This window comes from Photobacterium sp. WH77, from assembly GCF_022014395.1.
GTDB lineage: Bacteria > Pseudomonadota > Gammaproteobacteria > Enterobacterales > Vibrionaceae > Photobacterium > Photobacterium arenosum.
In genome coordinates this window covers 270,272-290,360 of record NZ_JAKLTE010000004.1, presented here as the reverse complement: position 1 = coordinate 290,360, position 20,089 = coordinate 270,272, and the positions used below count along the sequence as shown (strand labels likewise).

Below are 20,089 nucleotides of genomic sequence, written 5' to 3'. Positions count from 1 at the left end.
CCCCTGGCATGCAGGTAAATACCGCCCAAGCCGAAAGCTAAGACGCTGAGTCCCAGTAATACTGCCAGCAGAAAATGTTTATACCGAATGGCAAAACGAATAATGAACCAGCTTTTACAGGTTAAAGTCATGTGAATACTAATAAAGGAGAAGTAAGCATGGTTACTCCGTGATTGTTATGTTTTTTGCACTTATTATGACTATCATTAATACGGCAGCGCGAATGCTACAGTATTCTGGTTATATTTTAAACACTGGTCACATTTTTATTGTATCGGTTGTTGATATACATCAATGAACAGGGTGCTTTTACAGTTGAACCTTTCGGGTGCAGCGAAGTACGGTCAGACTTTTTCAGCGGAAATCTGCTGTTGCGCCAATGCAAACTGACACTGATTTTTGCCGTTTTTCTTCGCGCAGTACATGGCCTGGTCAGCATGTTTCAGCAGAGATTCGCGGGTCGTGCCGTGTGACGGATACATTGACACGCCTATACTGACGCCGAGATGGAGTGGGTTATCTGTCAGCATGAAAGGACGGCTGAACATGGTGAGTATTTTGTCTGCCAGCATTGTGGTTGTATCCGTCGATGCGATATTTTCCAGTATCAGTATAAATTCATCGCCACCAATTCTGGCCACTGTATCGGTTTCTCTCAGTGAGTTTACCAGTCTGATCGATACGGCTTTCAGCAGTTTGTCTCCGGCATCATGCCCGAAGGTGTCATTCACGTCTTTAAATCCGTCCAGATCGACAAACATTAAAGCCATATTGGTATTGCTGCGTTGGCAACGCAGGATGGCACTGTCAATTTTTTCCTGAGCGTAGCGAAGGGTGGGCAGATTGGTCAGCGCATCGTGATTGGCCATGTGTCTCAGCCTTGCTTCAGTCTGGCTGTGTTTTTTGATCTCATCCTGCAATCGGGTTATCCAGAATCCAAGCACAAGAATGATCACCAGTGAGACTGCAGACCAGCGATAAATATCTGTGAAATTATGACGTTCTGTAATAGTGAACTGTGTCCATTTTCGGGAAATCTCTCGGTGTTCTTCAGGGGTAATAGATTGCACTGCCATGTTCAGTAACCTGAGCAACTCGGGCTTATCCAGCCTGACCCCGACAGCAACAGGCAGCGAAAAGTCGAGCTTGGCAATGATCTTTTTACGAAAGACATCTTCTTTCAGTTCATCTATCAGTGAATCTAACGGGGCAACAAAGGCGTACACTTCCCCGGCATTTAACAGGTGCATGGCTTGCAAAGGGGTGGCGGCATAGACTTGCTGAATCTCTGGGTGGGTGTGTTGCAATCTGGTCATTACAGCGGTGTGTTTTGGCCCGGCAATGGATTGTCCGGCCAGTTCATCCAACGAGGTCAGCATGGGTTTATCAGCCTTGGCAACCAGCACGTTGTGAATCTGATAGTAAGGTGAGGTAAACGACAGGTATTTTTCCCGCTCCGGGGTTTGGCTGATAGCCGGAATAAAATCGCAGTGGCCGAGTTGCAGGGCGGTTAAGGACTCACTCCAACTGCTCGTGAAATAGGGATGAAAAGTGACGCCCAGATAACGCTCAATAAGGTGCAGATAATCGGCAAAAATGCCTTTGTGCTGCTCTTGCTCCTGGTAATCGTACGGACGCCAGGCAGGATTGAAGCAATAGGACACTCTCTGTGAAATCAGTTCAGTTGCCCATGGTTCGTGATCTGCTAAAGGTTGTCTCAATGGATCCTGATGAGAGGCACACGTGATTACCGGTGCAAATCCTGCCAACAATATAAAAAGCTTGAGAAACTGATTTCTCATTGCTCCTCCCTGAGAACTGCAATCCATACCACTGTTTTAGAGAAAATTAATGTAACGATTTATTTGATTTTTGACCAAGCTCCCACAAGTCTAATTCAGTAAAAAAAATAAGCAGGTCGAAATGACAAAAATTTAATCTTCTGCACAAAGTTTGATTCTTAACGCTTATTGATTAACAGGTAAATTCAGAGAGATCATCGCATTAAGTGAAATAGGCATTGTATTGAAAGAGTGAATTTCATTAATGAATATTTTTGTGCAACCTGGTTTTATGCGGCTGTGTTTTATGCAGCTGTGTTTTATGCATCTAGGTTTGTGCGTCTGTGTTTCTGGTGTAAGGTAGCGGGCTGATGAAAAAGCTGACGAATAATGACTGGAGTAAGCATGATAATCAGACAAGTGGCATTAGATGATGCTGAAAGGCTGGTGGCTCTGTTTCATTTGCTCGATACAGAGACAGATTTCATGCTGTTTGAACCCGGAGAGCGTCAGCTGACGATAGAGCAGCAAAGAGAGCAATTGCCGGAATGGGTGGATTCCAATCAGCAAACGATGTTCGTTGCAGAAAACGAGGCTGGCGAAGTGATCGGCTTTATCGTCGGGGTGGGCGGCAAAATGAACCGTATCAGGCATTCTCTTTACTGCGCCATTGGCATTCAAAAAAGTGCTCAGGGTAAGGGTGTCGGCCGGCAACTGATGGCGTCTTTAGAAACGTGGGCATGTCATCATGCTTTTCACCGTATTGAGCTGACGGTGATGGCACATAATGCACCAGCTCGTCACCTATACAAGGCTGCCGGGTTTGACGAAGAAGGGATCAAGCGGGATGCCATGCGGGTGAATGGTAAGTATGTTGATGAAATTTATATGGCTAAGTTGCTGAACGCGAGTTCACAGCAGTGATCACATGGCTGTGATCGCCAAACAAAACCCAGGTAGATAACCAATGATTGAAAAATTAAAGAGAGACATTTGTCAGTTGCAGACCGAAAGACTCATCATCCGGCAATGGAAAGAAGATGACAACGTACCGTTTGCTGCCATGTGTGCAGACCCGAATGTGATGAGGTATTTCCCCGCAACCCTGAGTGAAGATGAAAGTGTACAGCTGGCACACAAAGCGACCTCATTGATTGAGGAGAATGGCTGGGGCTTTTGGGCAGTAGAAAGAAAGGATACCGGTCAGTTTATTGGCCTTGCGGGTTTGCATTATCAGGACCTTGATATACCCGATACCCCCTTTATTGAAATTGGCTGGCGACTGGCCGCCGATCAATGGGGGAAAGGGTTCGCACCTGAAGCAGCACAACGTGCTTTGAGTTATGCGTTTGATGAGCTGCAGGCACCTGCTGTTTATGCGTTTACTACCTTAACCAATCAGCCTTCCCGGCGTGTGATGCAGAAGCTGGGCATGTCGGATTGTCAGAAAAACTTTATGCATCCTAAATTGCCGCATGATCACTCACTGGCTGAACATTGTTTGTACCGGATAACACGGCAAGAGTGGCTGATGTTGAATACGCCAGACAGACTGTGAATGTACCTGCCTTGCATGGCAGTATTGAGCGATATTTTCTTAGTCACATCTGATTGAATTTCAGTACTTCTTTTCCACATAGTCTACGCTTTTTTAGGTACGGTCAGCTTGTCAGTGACCCGTTATGTTTACCGTCCGAATTGGCCGAATAACACTAAGAAGGAAGAGGCGCATGGGATTCATCGCATTTCTGTATTTCCTCATCGGGCTGGTGCTGTTTGGAGGAGGTCTGTGGCTGATCTCCCTGGGGGGTAGCTGGTATTTTGCCATCGCTGGCGTGGTGTTTTTGTTGGTTGCAGCCAAAATCAGAACCAAGCGGGGTAACGCGCAGATCCTGTACGGTTTATTTTTGCTGGCATCGTTGATCTGGTCATTGTGGGAGTCCGGTTATGACTGGTGGCCACTGGCCAGCAGGATGGGATTACTGCTGGTTTTAGGTATACCGCTGCTGTTTTCTTTCCGTCTGATGGGGCGAACCAGAATCAGCCGTTTGACCGCGTACTGGTGGTTAGTCGCGCTGGTGACGCTGGGCAGCATGTTTAACGACACCCACAAGCTGGAAGGTCAGTTAAACACATCCACTATTGTCCAGACACCGAAGCTGGGCCAGGTACCTGAAGGGGATTGGTACAGCTACGGCCGCAGCAATTTTGGGCAGCGTTACTCGCCGCTGGAGGCTATTACTCCGCAGAATGTGGGTAAGTTAGAGCAAGCCTGGCAGTACCAAACCGATGATGTGAAAAGAAAAGGGGATATCGGGGAATTTACTTATGAGGCTACGCCGCTGAAAATCGGCAATACCTTGTATTTGTGCACACCCCACAACTGGCTGGTGGCACTGGATGCCGACAGCGGCCAGCAGCGCTGGGTGTATAACGCGAAAGTCGGCGAGGACAACCAGCGCCAGCACCAGACTTGCCGCGGGGTGTCTTATCTCGCGCCTCAGGCAGGTGAACCGGCCATGATTTCGCAGCCCGGTTCCGGTGCGGCGGAAACATTAGCCAGTGTTGATTGCGATGCGCAGATCTTTTTGCCGACCTCAAATGCCAGGCTGATTGCGCTGGATCCGGCCACCGGTGCACGCTGTAAAAATTTCGCTGAAGACGGGGTGCTGGACTTACTGCACAATATGCCCTTCCCCAAATCCGGTTATTATTATTCCACCTCTCCGCCTGTGGTGGCGAAAGGGGTCGTGGTCGTGGCCGGTTCCGTCAATGACAACTATGACATCAACTCGCCATCCGGTGTTATCCGTGCCTACGATGTCAAAACCGGAGCCTTGAAGTGGAATTGGGATTCGGCCAATCCAACCGATACCCAGCCGATTGCCAAAGATAAACTGTATGCGACCAGTTCGCCGAACAGTTGGTCTGTCGCCAGTGCAGACGAAGCGCTGGGCTTGATATATATCCCTATGGGCAACCGAACCCCGGATCAGCTGGGCATGTTCCGCACCCCGGAGGAAGAAAAATACGCTTCTTCGGTCGTGGCATTGCGCCTGGATAATGGTCAGCCAGTCTGGGTACAGCAGTTTGTTCATCATGATTTGTGGGACATGGATACCCCCGCGCAACCGAGCCTGTTAGATATTCAGACCGACAGTGGTCTGCTGCCTGGGCTGGTTGTGCCGACGAAACAAGGCGATGTCTATGTACTGAACCGGGCGACTGGCGAGCCGATCCATCCGATTACCGAAGTGGCAGCGCCTCAGGGAACGATTGATGGCGACTTTGCCTCTCCGACCCAGCCTGAATCAGCACTGAATTTTAATCCGCCACCGCTGGAAGAGAAAGACATGTGGGGTGCTACGCTGATTGATCAGCTCTACTGCCGCATTCAGTTTCGCCAGCTGCGTTATGAAGGCCGCTATACCCCGCCATCAGAACAGGGAACTATCGTCTTTCCCGGTAATTTCGGTGTCTTTAACTGGGGCGGGATCGCCGTGGATCCAGAGCGGCAGGTGATGTTCGGTATGCCGCTTTATCTGGCTTTTACTTCTACCTTAATCAAGAAAGACAGCAGTGCGTCACTGGGTGAGGTCAACGTAGGGGAGCATGGTGTGAATGCCAACCAAGGTGCTGATTATGCCGTGAGCCTCAAACCTTTCTTATCACCGCTGGGCGTGCCTTGTCAGCAACCGCCCTGGGGTTATGTGGCCGGTGCTGATCTGAGTCAGGGCAACGTTGTTTACAAGCACAGAAACGGGACAATTCGCGATCTGACTCCCTTGCCGCTGCCCATCGAAATGGGCGTCCCCGGCATAGGCGGGCCGATCATTACCAAAGGCGGCGTTGTCTTTATGGCAGCCGCAGTCGATAACTATCTGCGTGCTTATGATCTCAGCGACGGTGAAGAAATATGGAAAGCCCGCCTGCCTGCCGGCGGACAAGCCACACCTATGACTTACCTCAATAGCCAGGGCGAGCAGATGGTGGTGATTGTGGCCGGGGGACATGGCTCAATCGGCACAACGCTTGGGGACTATATTGTTGCCTTTAAGCTGAAAAAATAGCCTGAGCCATGATGTCTTTGGTGGTGACTGGCACGGAATTCTTCGGTGCTCTGGCGGCATTCAGTGCCAGTCTGTTTTGCGGCGCGGCTTGCTATATCAGCCTTGTTGAGCATCCCGCCAGACTGGAATGCGGTGCGGAACTGGCGGCGACTGAATTGAGCTAGCCGGTAGAGACCACTTCCCACGTACCGTCCGGCAGTTTGCAGGCGGTGCCGACAGCGGTTTCTGTTGTCTCGTTCACTGTGACCAATTGCTGAAACTCTCTGCAATAGCGGCCACTGGTGGTTGTACCTTCCCGCGTTGCTTTCACCGAGCCAGAAGCGGCGCCGTCCTGCCATTGTACAGTGCGGCCCACTGGTGATGTGGTAGCCGTTATCTGCGCTTGTTCATGACGCCGTTGCTGGTGTTCATTGAGCTGGTTTAGCAGTTCGAAGTGAATAGCGGTGAAACCCAGCCAGTTGATGGCTTCCTGATTCGTTCGATATTGTCCGTAGCCATCATACCAACTGCCGTAAGGTCGGGTGACCCGAATGCTGTTAACCACAAAGTAACGATCCGGTGGGACTGCAGCATTGCTCTTGTTCTGTCTGGCCAGATAGTCGTCGATGTCAACATAGTGACGGCTGTCCATCACGCCATTTTTTAATTCTTCTCTGGTGATTCGCCCTGTGCGCTTTTCGATATTCACCTGTGGTGAGTAGATGGGTTGCTGGCCGCTGAGCAGCGCCAGTTTCTTGCCGGCTGCAAATGCAGTATCGGTGGCGTGAGCGCCGGACGCCGCTAAAATCAGGGAGGACAGCAGTAAGGATGAGCCTGACAACATAAGAGAGACTGTTCGATGCATTGTCGAATACTCCATATCTAAGGGCTGTACATTGAGTAACCAAATGCCTCCTGCCTGTTATGTCTATACTCCCTTACGCCTTCAGTATAGGCAGCGTATTCATAGGCTTGTGGATTCCATGTCCTGGGTCTAAAAATCGATACATCTTCAGGCAGAATGGTCAGCAAAGGCTATCCTTGACGATATCAGTGACAATGAACTCTGATGCTTCCGGTGGTAAATGCTCGCTGTTCATGCATTAATAATTTATGCGTAACGAGTTGCTTATCTGCCTTTACGTAGGTTGTCTGTCTTTACGCAGGTTGTCTGTTTTTACGCAGACAATACGTTGTTCTGACTCAGTACGGTTGAGTTATTAGCCATATCCACTGTGTCTGATGCAGCGAACAAAACAAGGGAATGTATGCACACTGAATATTCTGAAAGCGAAAATGTGATTCGCCGTTTAAATGAAATTGCCCAGCTTTACGATAAAGGCTTCGATGTCCAGATGAATGCGCTCATTCAGCTGGGACTGGAGCGCTTCAATCTGGACATCGGTATCCTGGCGCAGGTGGAAGGTGATACTTACACCATACGCCATTGTATTTGCCCGGAACACATGCCTCTTATGCCCGGCAATCAATTTGAATTTGGTATGACGTACTGCGCAGTCACTTGCGAATCAAACGGTGTCGTTGCCGTTGAGCATGTCGGTAACAGCGATATACTGGGGAGCCATCCAGCCTACCGGCACTTTGGGCTTGAATCCTATATTGCTATTCCTATCCATGTGGGTGGAGTGACCTGGGGAACACTGAACTTTTCCAGTCCGGCCCCTTATCCCCGCACATTCAAAGACATAGATACCGATACTCTGCAACTGATGGCGAGCTGGATAGAAACCGAGCTGGTACGGCGAATGCAGGAAAATGAACGGTAAGGAGTCCGTCGGCTAAGTCATGGTAAAACTGGATAATGGATTGAAAATCTGGCTGGATGCCTACAATCAGGGGCTGGCGCAACTGATGCAATCTGGCTACGTTGCCACTGCTGAAGCCGTACGGGACGGACTGTCGACCCTGACGGCAACTTGTGTGACTGACTCGCCCCACATAGCCAGAGTACTCGACACCTGTGTCACTGAGCACACACAGGTTGTTCCTGTCCGTATTTATCATCCAGCACCTGACAGGCCGTTGCCTGTTATTGTTTTTCTGCACGGCGGTGGCCACATGGCAGGCAGTGTGGCTGTGTACGATGCTATCTGCCGGAAACTGTCAAAAGCCACGCAACACATAGTGGTGTCGGTTGATTACCGTTTGGCGCCCGAGTGGCCCTATCCCAACGGATTATCGGATGCCCGCATTGTTATCGGTCAACTCTGGCCTTTGCTTGAGCAGCATCAGTTAGCGTATTTACCGACACTGTCACTGGTGGGGGATTCAGGGGGCGGCGCGATGGCGGCCACACTGAGTGCTGACTATCAGGACCATCCCGACGTTAGCATAGATAATCAGGTGCTGATTTATCCCAGCCTGGATTACACCATGAGCCAGCCTTCGGTCACCGCAAACGGCAAAGGGCTGTTTCTCCAGCAGGATAAAATGCAGTGGTATTTTGATCATTATTTTCAGCATGGCGAGGACAGGCAGGCCGCTTCCCCGTTGTTTATGGCTAAGAGCGCCCAGCTGCCCCGAACGCTGATGATCACGGCTGAATTCTGCCCCTTAAGGGACGAAGGTGTGGCTTATGTACAGCAATTGTCAGCGCTGGGAATCCCTACCGAACATTTTCATCTTGATGACATGATCCACGCGTACCTTAATCTTGAATCGTTAGTGCCGATTCAATGTCGCGCCACCTATCAGAAAATTGCAGAATTTTTAACAACATCGGGTGATAATTAACTCTTTGCACCTTTGTTACTTTGCACAATAAGGACCCTGTATGTTCGAAATCGTGATCCGCTATTTCCACTTTATCGGTATTTTTGCACTCTTCTCCGTGCTGGTGGTCGAGCATATGTTGATCAAACGTCGCCTGACAGCTGAGGAAATGCATCGTCTGGCAAGGCTGGATGCTGTCTATGGCATTTCAGCCGTTGTTGTGCTTTTGGCCGGGCTGGCTATGTGGTTTCTGGTGGGCAAACCTGCCGACTTTTACACCGCGAATCCGGTCTTTCATGCCAAAGTGACCTTGTTTCTGATAGTGGCTGCTTTGTCGGTTTTTCCAACCGTTTTCTTTTACAGACACAGACGCACAACCCGCGAAACCATTCCGGTGCCGCCTGCCATTGTTATTCTTATCCGTCTGGAGTTATTACTGCTGCTTGTGATTCCCTTATTGGCTGTACTGATGGCTAGAGGTGTCGGGCTTGGCTGATGCTTGCGGGATACAGCCTGACGACAGCGCGCGACGCGCCGATATTGATCCAGATCTCCCTCTTAAAACTGCCTGAAACTCAGTATGTTGCAAAATCGCATCTAAGCTTAATGTAAGAGCGAACTGTAGCTGTTGTGCGGTGCTGCTCTGCGGGTTGAGCAAAAGGGGTGAGGCTGATGATGGAAGCGCGAGCAGTAAAATCCGTGGCCGATGCAAAAGCGATTGTCGAAGAGCGTGGCCTGACCCATGTTAAGGTTGGCCTGTTCGATAATGACGGCATCATGCGCGGCAAATATATGTCCAAAGCCAAGTTTTTTGCATCACTGGAGAAGGGTTTTTCTTTTTGCGACGTGGTGCTGGGCTGGGATGCGAAAGATCAGCTCTATGACAATACCCGGTATACGGGCTGGCATACCGGGTATCCGGATGCCCCCGTGCGCATCTTGCCGCATACCTGCCGTGATGTGCAGGACGAAGAGGGCATGCTGCTCTTTATTGCTGAATTTACCGGTGCGGCTGAAGCTGTGTGTCCACGCGGGGTGTTACGCCGAGTGTTGGCAAAAGCGGAGGCGCTGGGGTTCGAGGTTCAGGCCGCGCTGGAATATGAATTCTTTTTATTTCGCGAAACACCGCATTCTGCACGGGAGAAAGGCTTCCGCAATCTGCAAACTGTCACGCCGGACTGGTTTGGCTATTCCATGATCCGCAACTCGGTATACAGCGAGCTGTATCACGACATTCTGGCGATGGGCCAGATTATGGATTTCCCCATTGAGGGTATTCATTCAGAAACCGGACCGGGTGTGATTGAAGCAGCGATTACTGTTGATCAGGCGGAAGCGGCAGCAGACAAAGCCGCGCTGTTCAAAACCTACATGAAAGTGCTGGCGCAGCGCCGGAATTTGCTGGCAACCTTCATGGCGAAATGGTCCATGGACTATCCCGGCCAAAGCGGCCACATCCATATTTCCCTCCAGCATAAAAACGGTCAATCTGCTTTTTATGATGCCAGCCAAACTCATGGCATAAGCACAATCCAACGACAGTTTCTGGCGGGCCAGCAACGTTTGATGCCCGAATTTTTGTGTATGATTGCCCCAACGATCAACAGTTATACCCGTATGGTGCCCGGCTTCTGGGCGCCGACGCACGCGACATGGGGCATTGAAAACCGCACAACGGCGCTGCGGGTAATACCGGGGAACGAGACATCCCAGCGCATCGAATACCGGCTGGGTGCAGCAGATGCCAACCCTTACCTGGCACTGGCGGCGGCTGTAGCGTCAGGCTTGTACGGCATCATGAATCAATGGCAGCCATTGGATGCGGTAACTGGTAATGCCTATGATCAGCCACAGCCTGCCGAATTGGCGCTGCCAGCCACGTTGTGGGAGGCCGCGCAGCGTTTCAGGGCCTCCGATGCGGCCCGTTCCCTGCTGGGAGAGGCGTTTGTAGAGCATTTTGCCGCAACTCGCGAGTGGGAAGAGCGCGAGTTCAGAAAGCAGGTAACAGACTGGGAGCTTGCCCGGTATTTCGAAATCATTTAAGTCGCGATGGTACAGACAGGGAGAGATGACAATGCGATTAGGTGTGCTCTTGTGTGATGATGTGGCGCCTGAGCTTCAGGCCACTCACGGTAACTATCGGGATATGTTTTCCGCTCTGTTTCATGAATATTCAAAACAAATCACTCTGGTGTTCTACCGTGTGATTGACGGTGAATACCCCAAAGATGTTGATGAGTGCGATGCTTATATTACCTCTGGTAGTCAATTCGGCGCTAATGACGGCTTTGTCTGGATCGGACACTTGATGGCATTCATTGAAAGGCTATATGAAGAGAAAAAGCCCTTTGTGGGTATCTGTTTTGGTCATCAACTGATGGCAAAGGCGCTGGGTGGCGAAGTGGTGACATCCGGCAGAGGCTGGGGGCTAGGTGTCAACGGCTATGCGGTGAAGAAAAAAGCCGGCTGGATGAAAGGTGCCGGGCCAACAGTTTCTCTTGTGGTCAGCCATCAGGATCAGATCAGTCGGTTGCCTGCAGATGCCCGAGTACTGACAGGCAGTGATTTCTGTCCTTTTGCCATGATCCAGATAAAGACTTACTTTCTGGGTATACAGGGACATCCAGAGTTCACTAAAGCTTATGTGAAAGATTTGATGACAGCCCGGCAGCAGATTTACGCCGCAGAAGCCTATGAAAAAGGTATCGACTCGCTATCGCAACCGGCGGATGACAAACGGGTGGTGTCCTGGATTGTCAGTTTTCTCGATACCGCTCTGGCTAAACGCCGGACATAAAGTCAGAGGAAAAAGAGCAAACTCAGAGTATGAGCCTGCTCTTTTTTCCCGATATATGCCAACGCGTCTCTTCCCGTTACCGGTCAGGCCGTTTGCAGTGCCATACGTTGTTGCAGTAAACGGTAACAATACACGCTTGCCAGCAGAACCCCGCCGCCCGCCACAATAGTGACGGCGAACCCGGCGCGAATCCCCATTTCATCAATCACCCAGCCAGTTAATGCTGCACCGGCGGCGATGCCTATGCCCAGTCCTGTGATCATCCAGGTAAACCCTTCTGTCAGCTTTGACTCAGGCACAATCTTTTCCACAAGGCCCATAGTCACAATCATGGTGGGTGCGAAGAAGATGCCCGCGATGAAAACGGAGACGGATAGTGTCAGTACATCGTATACCACCAGCAGCGGGAGTGTGGCTGTCGCAGTGGCGATGGAAGCCAGTAACAACTGTTTTGGCAGAGCGAGGTTCAGGCGCAGTGCGCCAAACACCAGACCAGAAATACAGGACCCCGCGGCATAGGCCGACAGGACAAAACTGGCTGCCACAGGCACGCCTTGCTGCTTGGCAAACGCGACACTGAGCACATCCACCGTACCGACTATGGTGCCCAGAGCGATCAGAGTCAGCAGCAGCATTTTCATGGTGACAGGTTCAAGTGCAGATCCCTGCTGATGTTCAGTTTGCTCTGATACCGGCGGTTCGGTTCTTTTCTGCAAACTGAATAATGCTATGCCAACCGCCAGCATTAGCGCTGCCACGAATGGCCCGGCGATGGGCGACACAGCCACGCTGAGACCGACGGCGATAGGAGGCCCAACGATGAAACAGACTTCATCCAGCACAGACTCCAGTGAGTAGGCGGTATGCAGGGCAGGCTGGCCTTTGTAGATGTGTGTCCAGCGCGCTCTGACCATGGCGGGCATGCTGGGTATAAACCCGCCCAGCGCCGCAAACAGAAACAGTGTCCAGTCAGGTGCAGCCAGATGAACGCAGGCTAAAAGCAGCAGCATACCCAGCACACTGATTGCCGTCGCAAAGGGCAAGATGCGGCCCTGACCATAGCGGTCTGTCAGGCGGGAAATCTGAGGAGCAATCAAGGCTGTTGAGAGTGTGAAGGTGGCAGCCACCGCACCAGCCAGCCAATAAGAACCATGAATCTGGGAAATCATAGTGATTATCCCAATGCCCGCCATTGAAATGGGCAGGCGGGCAATCAGCCCTGACAGGGAAAAAGCCAATGTTCCCGGGGCGTGAAACAGTTCCTTGTATGGGTTCGCCATGAATATCTCCAGTCAGTCATTAAGAATATGCCCATGCGCACTTATAGCGGATGGGATGCATAAGAAACTAATTGACATACGCGGTGTATGTCAACTATAAATGAACCTGTTTTCATATTTTCGGGGCCAAAACTAGCATGAACAGAGCAATCACGATGGAACAGACAAGGCTTGCCTTGCTGCAGCATGCCCGTACGCTGTTTGGTACCGTTGGCTTTGCCGACACCGTAATGGATGAGCTGACTGGCCGAGCGGGCTTGACCCGTGGTGCGTTGTATCATCACTTCGGCAGTAAGAAAGGCCTGTTTCTTGCCGTGTACCAACAGCTGGATCAGGAGATGGATAACAGACTGCAGGCGATATCAGCCAGCGCCCCGGACAGCTGGAGCGCTTTTTCAGGGCGCTGTCATGCCTACCTGAAGATGGCGACTGAGCCGGATATTCAGCGGATTATGATCAGGGACGCGTCATCGGTGCTCGATAGCGAGCAGATCCAGGCTGTCCGTATGAGCTGCATTGAAGCGATTGCCGGGTTACTGGCGCAATTAATCGAGGACAAAATCATCCCCGACACCTCACCGGTTATGCTTGCCAGGCTGATCAACGGGGCATTGCTGGACACAGCGCGTTATATCGCAGGCAGCGAAGACAGTGTGGTGGCACTGAATGAAGCGGCACAATCGCTGGACCTCATGCTAAACGGCTTGAGGCGCTAAAGGAGTGTCTGTTGCCTGATCCCGCTTTTCATCGGCTCAAAAGCGGGATACATGGCTTAGGGTCTGCAAACCTTGCAACAGATATTGCGCAGCAGATCACTGAGTGACGCTGTCACTTATGTTGTTAATCTAGAGCCGGTCCAATTCGGCGGTATAAAGCACCCTGGTTGGCAGCCCTGACGGCGAGCCGCCCAGAGGTTCTTCACTGACCGCCAGCATCTGGATGTCCAACTGATCAAAGCGGGTGTTTTTCGCCAGTACCAGTTCGCCTTGTTTCGGTAACAGGCCAAGAGAAACCGGGTTCGGCTCATTGGTGGCCACCGCCCACAGCTCGTAATCTTTGTCGGCAAGTCCCTGGAACGAAGATCCGGCCCGGACAGTGATATCGCGCGGGTGGACTTCTATCAGCCAGTATGACGAGGCATCTTCCCCTTTAACGACAGCCACATGCTGGACAGGTCCGGGTGCCACGGGGATCTGGCTTTCCCGCCAGAGCAGCACGGCAAGTAAGAGCGATGCCGCTGTGGCGACACCAGTCAGCACAGGCCACAAACGGGACAACCCGCTTTTGATCACATGGCGGCTGGTTTCGTTGGCTGGTTTCTTATCGAAACCGAGTCGCTGGCTGATCGTTTGCCAGACCGCATCATTTGGCTCGACAGGGGTAATCTGACGGTTGATCTCGTTGAGATGCTGTTCCCACTGCCAGGTTGCTTCCCGAATATGGGTTGATTGCATTATCAGGGTCTGAAAGCGTTGCCGGGCCGGACCGCGCAGTGTGCCCAGTACGTACTCAGCGGCCAGCATATCGATCAATGTCTGGTTGTTATAGTTCATGGCGTCAGACACCTTTGTAGTTGTTGTAACCCGCGGCGAATCCAGCTTTTGATGGTTCCCAGCGGCTTGTCCAGATAGTGCACCACTTCCTGATGGCTCAGCCCGTTAAAGTAAGCCAGATGAATCGCCTGTTGGTGCTCCTGGGGCAGCTCATCAATGCACTGGCTTAATTTATGTCCGGCATCCAGATCGGCAAACCTGTCATCGCTTTCTTCCAGTGGCGCGGGTTCAGCCGTTAAAGCGTCTTCTTTCCTGACTTTTTGGTAGCGCAGTATGTCGAGAGCCCGGTATCTGGCGATGCTGATCATCCAGGTCAGGACACTGCCTTTATGGTGCTGATAATCGGCCGCGTTATGCCAGATTTTCACGTAAGCATCCTGTATCGCTTCTTCGGCCAGCGCCCGGTTACCCAGCATTTTCAGGCACACAGCCAGCAATTTGCCGCTGGTTTGCTGATACAGCCTGGTGAAGGCCTGCCTGTCGCCCAGTGCCGTGGCGCTGATGAGTTTAAGATGATCGTCCTGATCCATGTCTTTCCTTGTACTGTGATGAAGAAATACGTTAAGAAACTGATTTATCAGCTTGTTTCAACGTTAGCAGTCGTAATGACATTCGCCAGTGTGACAATGTCTGTTTGGTATATACACCACAAAATCAAAAGCGTTCAATGGACCATTGCAATGCCATCAGGGCGATACAGGCTGACCCTAAGGGCATAAACCAGCGCTGATAGCGCCATTGATGCCTGACAAGCATCAACACAGGTAAAGCAAGCAGCAGTATCGATAACTGTCCGAGTTCGACCCCTAGATTGAACACCACGACCGCCAGTAAAGTATGGCTCGATGGCAGCCCCAACTCGCCCAGCACAGAGGCGAATCCCATGCCGTGCAGTAAACCAAACCCGAAGGTCACCCAGCCCAGTTTGGTGATCAGCGGGAAGATATTGTTCAGCGCGGCAAAAAGCACAGACAGAGCAATAATGAACTCCACCCAGCGGCTCGACGGCAGCCAGTTGAGTGCTGTGGCTGTCAGCGTGATAGAGTGCGCGAGGGTAAAGGCCGTGATAATCCAGGTGGTGCTGAGCAGTATAGACTTAGGGCTGTCGATACCTTTCCACTGTTGTTTATCGCGATACAGCACGCAGGTCAGGAGTAAGGCCAGCAGAAACAGGATATGGTCGGTACCGATCAGGATATGGACTATTCCCTGATACAGATATTCACGGGCCGTTTCGCCCATGGCAGAGGCTTGCATGTTGACCGCCAGTGAGCGGTTGCTGGTATCCAGTATTCTGTTGATGCTGTGCTCAGGCTGAGAAATATTCACGATCAGCTTATGGCCGGTATTGATGTCGAACATCGCCTGATAGGACAGGCTCAGTCCGGCAGCCGACGGACAATTGACCTCTAACGGCAGCCACAGGTAAGGCAGGTTGGCGTGTGATTCCAGCATCATGTTGCTAGCGACTGTTATGTTGCAAGGACGTCCGCCCTGCTCGACGGTCAGTTGGCTCAGTAACTGTGTTTGTATTGCAGCCTGCTGGTTTGTGATTTCACGCCAGGTCAGGTTGCCGTCCTGATTGGCGTCCAGAATCATCCCCTTATCAGCCATCAAAGGATACAGATCAGACAGTTGCAGTTGCCAGTTTCCGCTTAGCGTGGCGTTGTTATCTTGCTCCAGGGTCAGATACGCTGTGCTTAGCTGGTGTGCTTGTGCAGAGAATGCTGCCGCAAGCAGTGCAAAAATAATAACGAGAGTTCGCATGGTAGCCCTTCCTTGATAGCGTTATACCTGCTGATTAAAAGCCTGTTCTGCGCGTAACAGCAATTGCCTGTCTGATAACAGCCGGTTTTGCTGCCAGTTGATTCTTGCCCAGAACAGCGCCCTGTCAGGGCGATCACCGAGTAGCAGGTAATAGCTCGCCAGTAATCCGGCATGGCTGGCATCCTGTCGTTGCTCGCGCAGGGTGATCCGGTTCAGACAGCGAACCTGCCAGTGCTGAAATGTCCCTGTCATCTGTTCTGCGAGGGCCAGTTTCAGCAGCAGGTTGTCATCAGTTGCCCCTGAACGGGAGGCAATGTCTGCCAGGGTGGTGAGTACGGCCTGGGGGTTATCCTGAGCCAGTTGAGCATCCGCCCATAAACTCAGGTAGCTGATGGGACGCTGACTGTCGGCAGGCAGGCTGAGGTGAGCCAGTGCTGCTTCCGGACGGTCAAGCGCCAGTGCCATACCGGCCAGGATCTGCATGAGCCAGACAGAGTCTTCCTGCTGTTGCGGAGGATAACGAGTGGCGATTGACTGAAGTTCACTGTAGCTCTGGACGCGCTTCTCCCGGGTTTTGGCTTGCTGGAAACTGTTGTCCAGTGCGCAGGCAGCCGTTACGAGCATCGAAGAGCGGCCAATAAGCTGCAGGCACGATTGTCTGGCCTGCCCGAATTTACCCTGGATGGTCTGCACGCTGGCCAGCAGCAATCTTGCACTGGCATCATCGGGCTGCTGTTCCAGTAAGCGCCTTAATGTCAGCTCTGCGCCTCTGAAATCATGCTGATGTTGCTGAATTCTGGCCCAGAGGTAGAGCGCTTCCGGAGCGGAGTCAGCCGTCAGGTGCGGTTGCATCAGGGCATCGGCCAGGCTGAAACCATCAATAGTGCCGGACGGACGCTGCGCCTTGTCAATTAATGTGCGAATGTCTTCCAGCGTCGCTGACTTGACGGCCAGCTCCGGCACCACCAGCAAAGCGGCATCCTGGTTGTCAGGCAGGTAAGGTTTGGCAAGCACCGAGACACTGCAAAATACGGCAATGCTGATCACCAGTGCGGGGAAAGGGTGTGTATTCATGGGACAATTTCCTTAAAAAGTGGCCATCCCTGGCCGATCGAACACAGCACAAATGTGGCCTCTGGAGCAGGCCACAGCAGGTACGCGTTATTCCATCAGCAGGTCGTCATAAAAACTGGCACTGCTGACGTCATTGTTGACAGCCCGTCCGCGCAGGCTTTTCGGCGTACTGTTTGCCGGGGCGTTGAAGACCTCTCGGCTGAACGAGGCAAAACTGACCTGAAGGACCTCAATAGTGACGGAGACCTGGGCACTGACAGGCTGGTTGTTTCCGTCGCTGACCGTGTAGCTAAACTGGTCATTACCTGTGACCCCGCTGGCTGGGGTGTAGGTGACGGTGCCATCGGGTGTGATGACGACTGAACCCAAAGCCGGCGCATTGCCAAGCGCAAAGCTAAGGGCGTCACCCTCTTTGTCTGTGGCCTTCAGCGAGTCGGTGACCGGGGTATCGGTTTGTGTTGTCAGGCTCAGGGCCATGGCTGCCGGGGCGGTATTTGTTCCCCCGGACGAATTCTGGCCGGAATCTGAACTGCCGTTACAGCCTGCCAGTATCAGCGCGGACAGCAGCAAGGTAGTGCGAATAGACCTAGTCATTGTAATGCTCCTTACTCTGAAACCGTGTCAGTACCAGAACCGGAAAGAGGTGGCGCCAGGTAAGGGAAACTGTCATCCATCATGGTGGCATTGACCGGTGCGCCATCAGTAAAGGGGACGTTGCCGACATTGGCATCTTCCGGTTGGCACAGACCAAGATCTGTATCCGTTCCGTTAACCGGGATGGGGTAACACAAACGGCCCATGACAACACGCAGTGCAATATCTACCACGTCATCTCCGGGTCTGCGGCCGTTAGGAAAACCCGCCAGATCGTCACCCGCAACACCGAAAGACGATTGCTGGGCAACAGGTTTGGCTGGAATGGCCGTGTTGAGGCGTAACATTTCTGAAGGTGTGACCGTTTTTAGCTGGTTAACGCCGGGAAAGCCGGTCAGGAATGCTGTGACCAGATCGGTACGGGGAAAATGGGTGGGGGCCAGTGTGGCTAAGTTGGCGCCCAGAGTCGAGTTGACGGCATCTTTGAACAGAATGTTCAGCAGTTCCGGCAGGCTCGGGTGTGTCACATAAGTGGCAAACTGCGCGTCATCGGCAGGTTTGGCTGCCGAGAAGGTATCTTTGTCTTTCAGGCCGATAACCAGCTCATTGACCAGCGGGTTACCCAGTCTTGATACCTGTGTCAGCGCGCCGCCGTTGACTTCCGGCCGGGTGAAGGTGGCATTCGGATTCAGAATTCTGGCCTGTGGCAAGCTGGCGGTGGTCCAGGTGCCTATGGTGCCGTTGCCATCTCCGGTAATGCAGGCTTTGGGGACTTCAATTGCCAGTTCGGTGACATTTTTGAGCCTCAGATCGTCATTGTCGGCTGACTGGGTGATCCCGCCAGGAAAGCCGCCGCCATCGTCAGCACCGGGCGCACTGTCGCCCTCAACAGGCACATAGTTGACCAAGTCGAAGGTTTTACCCAGATTGACAACAAAGGGATCTTTGCGCTGACCGGCAAAGACTTTTCCCGTTGCGGCGCAGCCTGGAATCGTAAACTCATAGATGAACTGGTTGGCGTAATTGATATAGCCACTTTCGCTGCCAAAGGTTTTGGTGCCGATAAAATCCAGCGGCTTGTGAAATTCAGTCTGTCCTGTTGATACATTGGTCAGCTTGGTTGGCTGACCATTTTGCTGCGGGCCGCTGACCAGACTGAGCGTGTAGGTTTCATTGAAATTTGCCGCACTCTGATCGGCGTCACTGATACTGCCGACAACTTTTAACGGCACCGCCACAGATTGGGTTTCTCCGCTGTTGCCGATAGTAAGAGCGACGCCTATGTTGTTGTTCGGCAGTGCATTTTTAAAATTGAACTGAAAAGTCAGATCTTCCACCGCATCGCCGTCGTTATCAATGTGAATGCTGTACACGGCGGCGGGATCCATGGCGAAGTAATTCGGGCCACCATAAGCATCTTGCAGCGGTATGTAGTTGGCGATCAGGGTGACGTAATCCTCCCGGCCGCTTTCATAACTGTTGAAGGCATAAAAGTCGGTGGAGTCCAGGGTGGGAAGCCGGGTAATGTTAGGTGCCTCCCGGTGGCTGGACGCAGAGGCGATGCCGGAAAGGCTCATAGCAATGACACTCACAACGAGTTTTGTATTCATGACAGATCCTTTTTTGTTGTTGGTGGTCATTGAGTAAACGATTGGGGGCGGCAACTGGATGCAAAAAATTTGCAGCGCTGCAGAAAACAGAGAAACCACCGGAGATATCAGGCAAATACCTTTGTCAGACTTTGATTCGCGGGTCAGTTCGACTAGTATGAGGCGTTGCATCGGTTGGAGGGATGAAATCAGGTTATGTCACGTATTCGAGAAAAAAATCAGGAAGTTATTATCAAGTTTGCGGGCCGCTTGTTTGCGGAGCAGGGTTTCGCGGCAACCAAAGTGGCCGATATTGCCAAGCTGGCCGACGTCCCTAAGCCGAACGTGTATTACTATTTCAAGACCAAAGAAAACCTCTATCGTGCAGTGCTGGAAAGTGTGACTCAGCCATTGCTGGAAGCCTCCAGCCCGATTGAGCAGCTGGATGATCCGGCTCAGGCACTCACCGCTTATATTCAGACCAAACTGCGGATTTCCCGTGATCACCCATTCGCCTCCAAAGTGTTCGCCAACGAAGTGATGTCGGGCGCACCTTATTTGCCGTCAGATATTGGCGATGAGCTGCTGGCCCAGTCAAGAATGATCATTACCAAGCTGGAACGCTGGATTGAGAAGGGGATGATGGCGCGAGTGTCGCCGCAGCATCTGATGTTTACTATCTGGGCATCGACCCAGACTTATGCCGATTTCAGCTGGCAGATTTGCAATGTACTGGAAAAAGAAGCACTGGATGATCAGGATTTTGCCGATGCTGCAGAATTTCTGACGCAACTTGTGATTCGCGGTTGTCAGATAAAATCAGCCTGATGCCGATAAACATCAAGTCGCCGAGACACTTGAAATCGCCAATA

20 protein-coding genes are annotated in these 20,089 nt (G+C 51.9%); 11 read left to right on the top strand and 9 right to left on the bottom strand.

All coding sequences use genetic code 11. The features are described 5' to 3' along the window. Positions 1 to 344: 344 nt before the first annotated feature. Complete coding sequence (locus L6J37_RS06430; protein WP_218386349.1) at positions 345 to 1,802, bottom strand: diguanylate cyclase domain-containing protein; 1,458 nt, start codon at positions 1,800 to 1,802, stop codon at positions 345 to 347. 384 nt (positions 1,803 to 2,186) lie between these two features. Between L6J37_RS06430 and L6J37_RS06425 the strand changes: the two genes are divergently transcribed. The 4 genes from L6J37_RS06425 to L6J37_RS06410 all read left to right on the top strand — a co-directional run bounded on the left by L6J37_RS06425 (position 2,187) and on the right by L6J37_RS06410 (position 6,015). After that, a complete protein-coding gene (locus tag L6J37_RS06425) occupies positions 2,187 to 2,705 on the top strand; it encodes a GNAT family N-acetyltransferase (protein WP_237794554.1) in 519 nt (172 codons plus the stop codon). Between the two features lie 43 nt (positions 2,706 to 2,748). Then, the gene (locus tag L6J37_RS06420) at positions 2,749 to 3,339 is read left to right on the top strand and encodes a GNAT family N-acetyltransferase (RefSeq protein ID WP_218386354.1); all 591 of its coding nucleotides are present in this window, start codon (positions 2,749 to 2,751) and stop codon (positions 3,337 to 3,339) included. 172 nt (positions 3,340 to 3,511) lie between these two features. Next, on the top strand, positions 3,512 to 5,851 hold the full coding sequence (locus L6J37_RS06415) for a membrane-bound PQQ-dependent dehydrogenase, glucose/quinate/shikimate family (protein ID WP_218386358.1): 2,340 nt from the start codon (positions 3,512 to 3,514) through the stop codon (positions 5,849 to 5,851). Between the two features lie 8 nt (positions 5,852 to 5,859). Continuing rightward, positions 5,860 to 6,015, top strand: coding sequence for a hypothetical protein (locus tag L6J37_RS06410; protein WP_192015002.1), 156 nt, complete (start codon positions 5,860 to 5,862; stop codon positions 6,013 to 6,015). On the opposite strand, the gene L6J37_RS06405 is transcribed toward L6J37_RS06410, so the two are convergent. Then, the gene (locus L6J37_RS06405) at positions 6,012 to 6,695 is read right to left on the bottom strand and encodes a hypothetical protein (protein WP_237794553.1); all 684 of its coding nucleotides are present in this window, start codon (positions 6,693 to 6,695) and stop codon (positions 6,012 to 6,014) included. The genes L6J37_RS06410 and L6J37_RS06405 overlap by 4 nt on opposite strands. 403 nt (positions 6,696 to 7,098) lie before the next feature. On the opposite strand from L6J37_RS06405, the gene L6J37_RS06400 reads away from it, so the two are divergent. From L6J37_RS06400 to L6J37_RS06380, 5 genes are all read left to right on the top strand, one after another. Beyond that, the gene (locus L6J37_RS06400) at positions 7,099 to 7,617 is read left to right on the top strand and encodes a GAF domain-containing protein (protein WP_237794552.1); all 519 of its coding nucleotides are present in this window, start codon (positions 7,099 to 7,101) and stop codon (positions 7,615 to 7,617) included. A gap of 19 nt (positions 7,618 to 7,636) precedes the next feature. Beyond that, positions 7,637 to 8,584 (top strand): alpha/beta hydrolase, encoded by a 948-nt coding sequence (locus L6J37_RS06395; protein WP_237794551.1) that lies wholly within the window; start codon positions 7,637 to 7,639, stop codon positions 8,582 to 8,584. Positions 8,585 to 8,624: 40 nt separating this feature from the next. Next, positions 8,625 to 9,059 (top strand): DUF2214 family protein, encoded by a 435-nt coding sequence (locus L6J37_RS06390; protein WP_192015006.1) that lies wholly within the window; start codon positions 8,625 to 8,627, stop codon positions 9,057 to 9,059. 176 nt (positions 9,060 to 9,235) lie between these two features. After that, complete coding sequence (locus L6J37_RS06385; protein ID WP_237794549.1) at positions 9,236 to 10,606, top strand: glutamine synthetase family protein; 1,371 nt, start codon at positions 9,236 to 9,238, stop codon at positions 10,604 to 10,606. A gap of 31 nt (positions 10,607 to 10,637) precedes the next feature. Further along, positions 10,638 to 11,360, top strand: coding sequence for a glutamine amidotransferase-related protein (locus L6J37_RS06380; protein WP_237794548.1), 723 nt, complete (start codon positions 10,638 to 10,640; stop codon positions 11,358 to 11,360). Positions 11,361 to 11,443: 83 nt separating this feature from the next. Here L6J37_RS06380 and L6J37_RS06375 read toward each other — a convergent pair whose 3' ends face one another. After that, a complete protein-coding gene (locus L6J37_RS06375; RefSeq protein ID WP_192015008.1) occupies positions 11,444 to 12,640 on the bottom strand; it encodes an MFS transporter in 1,197 nt (398 codons plus the stop codon). Positions 12,641 to 12,795: 155 nt separating this feature from the next. Here L6J37_RS06375 and L6J37_RS06370 point away from each other — a divergent pair, with 155 nt between their 5' ends. Then, positions 12,796 to 13,356, top strand: a complete 561-nt coding sequence (locus tag L6J37_RS06370; RefSeq protein WP_237794546.1) for a TetR/AcrR family transcriptional regulator — start codon at positions 12,796 to 12,798, stop codon at positions 13,354 to 13,356. Positions 13,357 to 13,485: 129 nt separating this feature from the next. Here the strand turns inward: L6J37_RS06370 and L6J37_RS06365 are convergent, their stop codons facing one another. The 6 genes from L6J37_RS06365 to L6J37_RS06340 all read right to left on the bottom strand — a co-directional run bounded on the left by L6J37_RS06365 (position 13,486) and on the right by L6J37_RS06340 (position 19,238). Further along, positions 13,486 to 14,193, bottom strand: a complete 708-nt coding sequence (locus L6J37_RS06365; protein WP_218386370.1) for an anti-sigma factor — start codon at positions 14,191 to 14,193, stop codon at positions 13,486 to 13,488. After that, positions 14,190 to 14,723 (bottom strand): sigma-70 family RNA polymerase sigma factor, encoded by a 534-nt coding sequence (locus L6J37_RS06360; protein ID WP_192015011.1) that lies wholly within the window; start codon positions 14,721 to 14,723, stop codon positions 14,190 to 14,192. Before L6J37_RS06360 ends, L6J37_RS06365 begins: the two co-directional genes overlap by 4 nt. A gap of 124 nt (positions 14,724 to 14,847) precedes the next feature. Next, positions 14,848 to 15,960: a HupE/UreJ family protein gene (locus L6J37_RS06355; protein ID WP_237794545.1), complete on the bottom strand. Its 1,113-nt coding sequence runs from the start codon at positions 15,958 to 15,960 to the stop codon at positions 14,848 to 14,850. Between the two features lie 21 nt (positions 15,961 to 15,981). After that, a complete protein-coding gene (locus L6J37_RS06350) occupies positions 15,982 to 17,034 on the bottom strand; it encodes a tetratricopeptide repeat protein (RefSeq protein ID WP_237794544.1) in 1,053 nt (350 codons plus the stop codon). Positions 17,035 to 17,121: 87 nt separating this feature from the next. Continuing rightward, a complete protein-coding gene (locus L6J37_RS06345) occupies positions 17,122 to 17,628 on the bottom strand; it encodes an Ig-like domain-containing protein (protein ID WP_192015014.1) in 507 nt (168 codons plus the stop codon). 11 nt (positions 17,629 to 17,639) lie between these two features. Then, complete coding sequence (locus tag L6J37_RS06340) at positions 17,640 to 19,238, bottom strand: DUF4331 domain-containing protein (RefSeq protein ID WP_237794543.1); 1,599 nt, start codon at positions 19,236 to 19,238, stop codon at positions 17,640 to 17,642. 195 nt (positions 19,239 to 19,433) lie between these two features. On the opposite strand from L6J37_RS06340, the gene L6J37_RS06335 reads away from it, so the two are divergent. After that, entirely contained in the window at positions 19,434 to 20,045 is a 612-nt protein-coding gene (locus L6J37_RS06335) for a TetR/AcrR family transcriptional regulator (protein ID WP_237794542.1), read from the top strand. Positions 20,046 to 20,089 lie beyond the last annotated feature (44 nt).

What these genes read in the sequence shown, in the direction of transcription:
- L6J37_RS06430 (WP_218386349.1), bottom strand. Translation starts at nt 1,802, where the DNA reads ATGAGAAATCAGTTTCTCAAGCTTTTTATATTGTTGGCAGGATTTGCA.
- L6J37_RS06425 (WP_237794554.1), top strand. Translation starts at nt 2,187, where the DNA reads ATGATAATCAGACAAGTGGCATTAGATGATGCTGAAAGGCTGGTGGCT.
- L6J37_RS06420 (WP_218386354.1), top strand. Translation starts at nt 2,749, where the DNA reads ATGATTGAAAAATTAAAGAGAGACATTTGTCAGTTGCAGACCGAAAGA.
- L6J37_RS06415 (WP_218386358.1), top strand. Translation starts at nt 3,512, where the DNA reads ATGGGATTCATCGCATTTCTGTATTTCCTCATCGGGCTGGTGCTGTTT.
- L6J37_RS06410 (WP_192015002.1), top strand. Translation starts at nt 5,860, where the DNA reads ATGATGTCTTTGGTGGTGACTGGCACGGAATTCTTCGGTGCTCTGGCG.
- L6J37_RS06405 (WP_237794553.1), bottom strand. Translation starts at nt 6,695, where the DNA reads ATGCATCGAACAGTCTCTCTTATGTTGTCAGGCTCATCCTTACTGCTG.
- L6J37_RS06400 (WP_237794552.1), top strand. Translation starts at nt 7,099, where the DNA reads ATGCACACTGAATATTCTGAAAGCGAAAATGTGATTCGCCGTTTAAAT.
- L6J37_RS06395 (WP_237794551.1), top strand. Translation starts at nt 7,637, where the DNA reads ATGGTAAAACTGGATAATGGATTGAAAATCTGGCTGGATGCCTACAAT.
- L6J37_RS06390 (WP_192015006.1), top strand. Translation starts at nt 8,625, where the DNA reads ATGTTCGAAATCGTGATCCGCTATTTCCACTTTATCGGTATTTTTGCA.
- L6J37_RS06385 (WP_237794549.1), top strand. Translation starts at nt 9,236, where the DNA reads ATGATGGAAGCGCGAGCAGTAAAATCCGTGGCCGATGCAAAAGCGATT.
- L6J37_RS06380 (WP_237794548.1), top strand. Translation starts at nt 10,638, where the DNA reads ATGCGATTAGGTGTGCTCTTGTGTGATGATGTGGCGCCTGAGCTTCAG.
- L6J37_RS06375 (WP_192015008.1), bottom strand. Translation starts at nt 12,640, where the DNA reads ATGGCGAACCCATACAAGGAACTGTTTCACGCCCCGGGAACATTGGCT.
- L6J37_RS06370 (WP_237794546.1), top strand. Translation starts at nt 12,796, where the DNA reads ATGGAACAGACAAGGCTTGCCTTGCTGCAGCATGCCCGTACGCTGTTT.
- L6J37_RS06365 (WP_218386370.1), bottom strand. Translation starts at nt 14,193, where the DNA reads ATGAACTATAACAACCAGACATTGATCGATATGCTGGCCGCTGAGTAC.
- L6J37_RS06360 (WP_192015011.1), bottom strand. Translation starts at nt 14,723, where the DNA reads ATGGATCAGGACGATCATCTTAAACTCATCAGCGCCACGGCACTGGGC.
- L6J37_RS06355 (WP_237794545.1), bottom strand. Translation starts at nt 15,960, where the DNA reads ATGCGAACTCTCGTTATTATTTTTGCACTGCTTGCGGCAGCATTCTCT.
- L6J37_RS06350 (WP_237794544.1), bottom strand. Translation starts at nt 17,034, where the DNA reads ATGAATACACACCCTTTCCCCGCACTGGTGATCAGCATTGCCGTATTT.
- L6J37_RS06345 (WP_192015014.1), bottom strand. Translation starts at nt 17,628, where the DNA reads ATGACTAGGTCTATTCGCACTACCTTGCTGCTGTCCGCGCTGATACTG.
- L6J37_RS06340 (WP_237794543.1), bottom strand. Translation starts at nt 19,238, where the DNA reads ATGAATACAAAACTCGTTGTGAGTGTCATTGCTATGAGCCTTTCCGGC.
- L6J37_RS06335 (WP_237794542.1), top strand. Translation starts at nt 19,434, where the DNA reads ATGTCACGTATTCGAGAAAAAAATCAGGAAGTTATTATCAAGTTTGCG.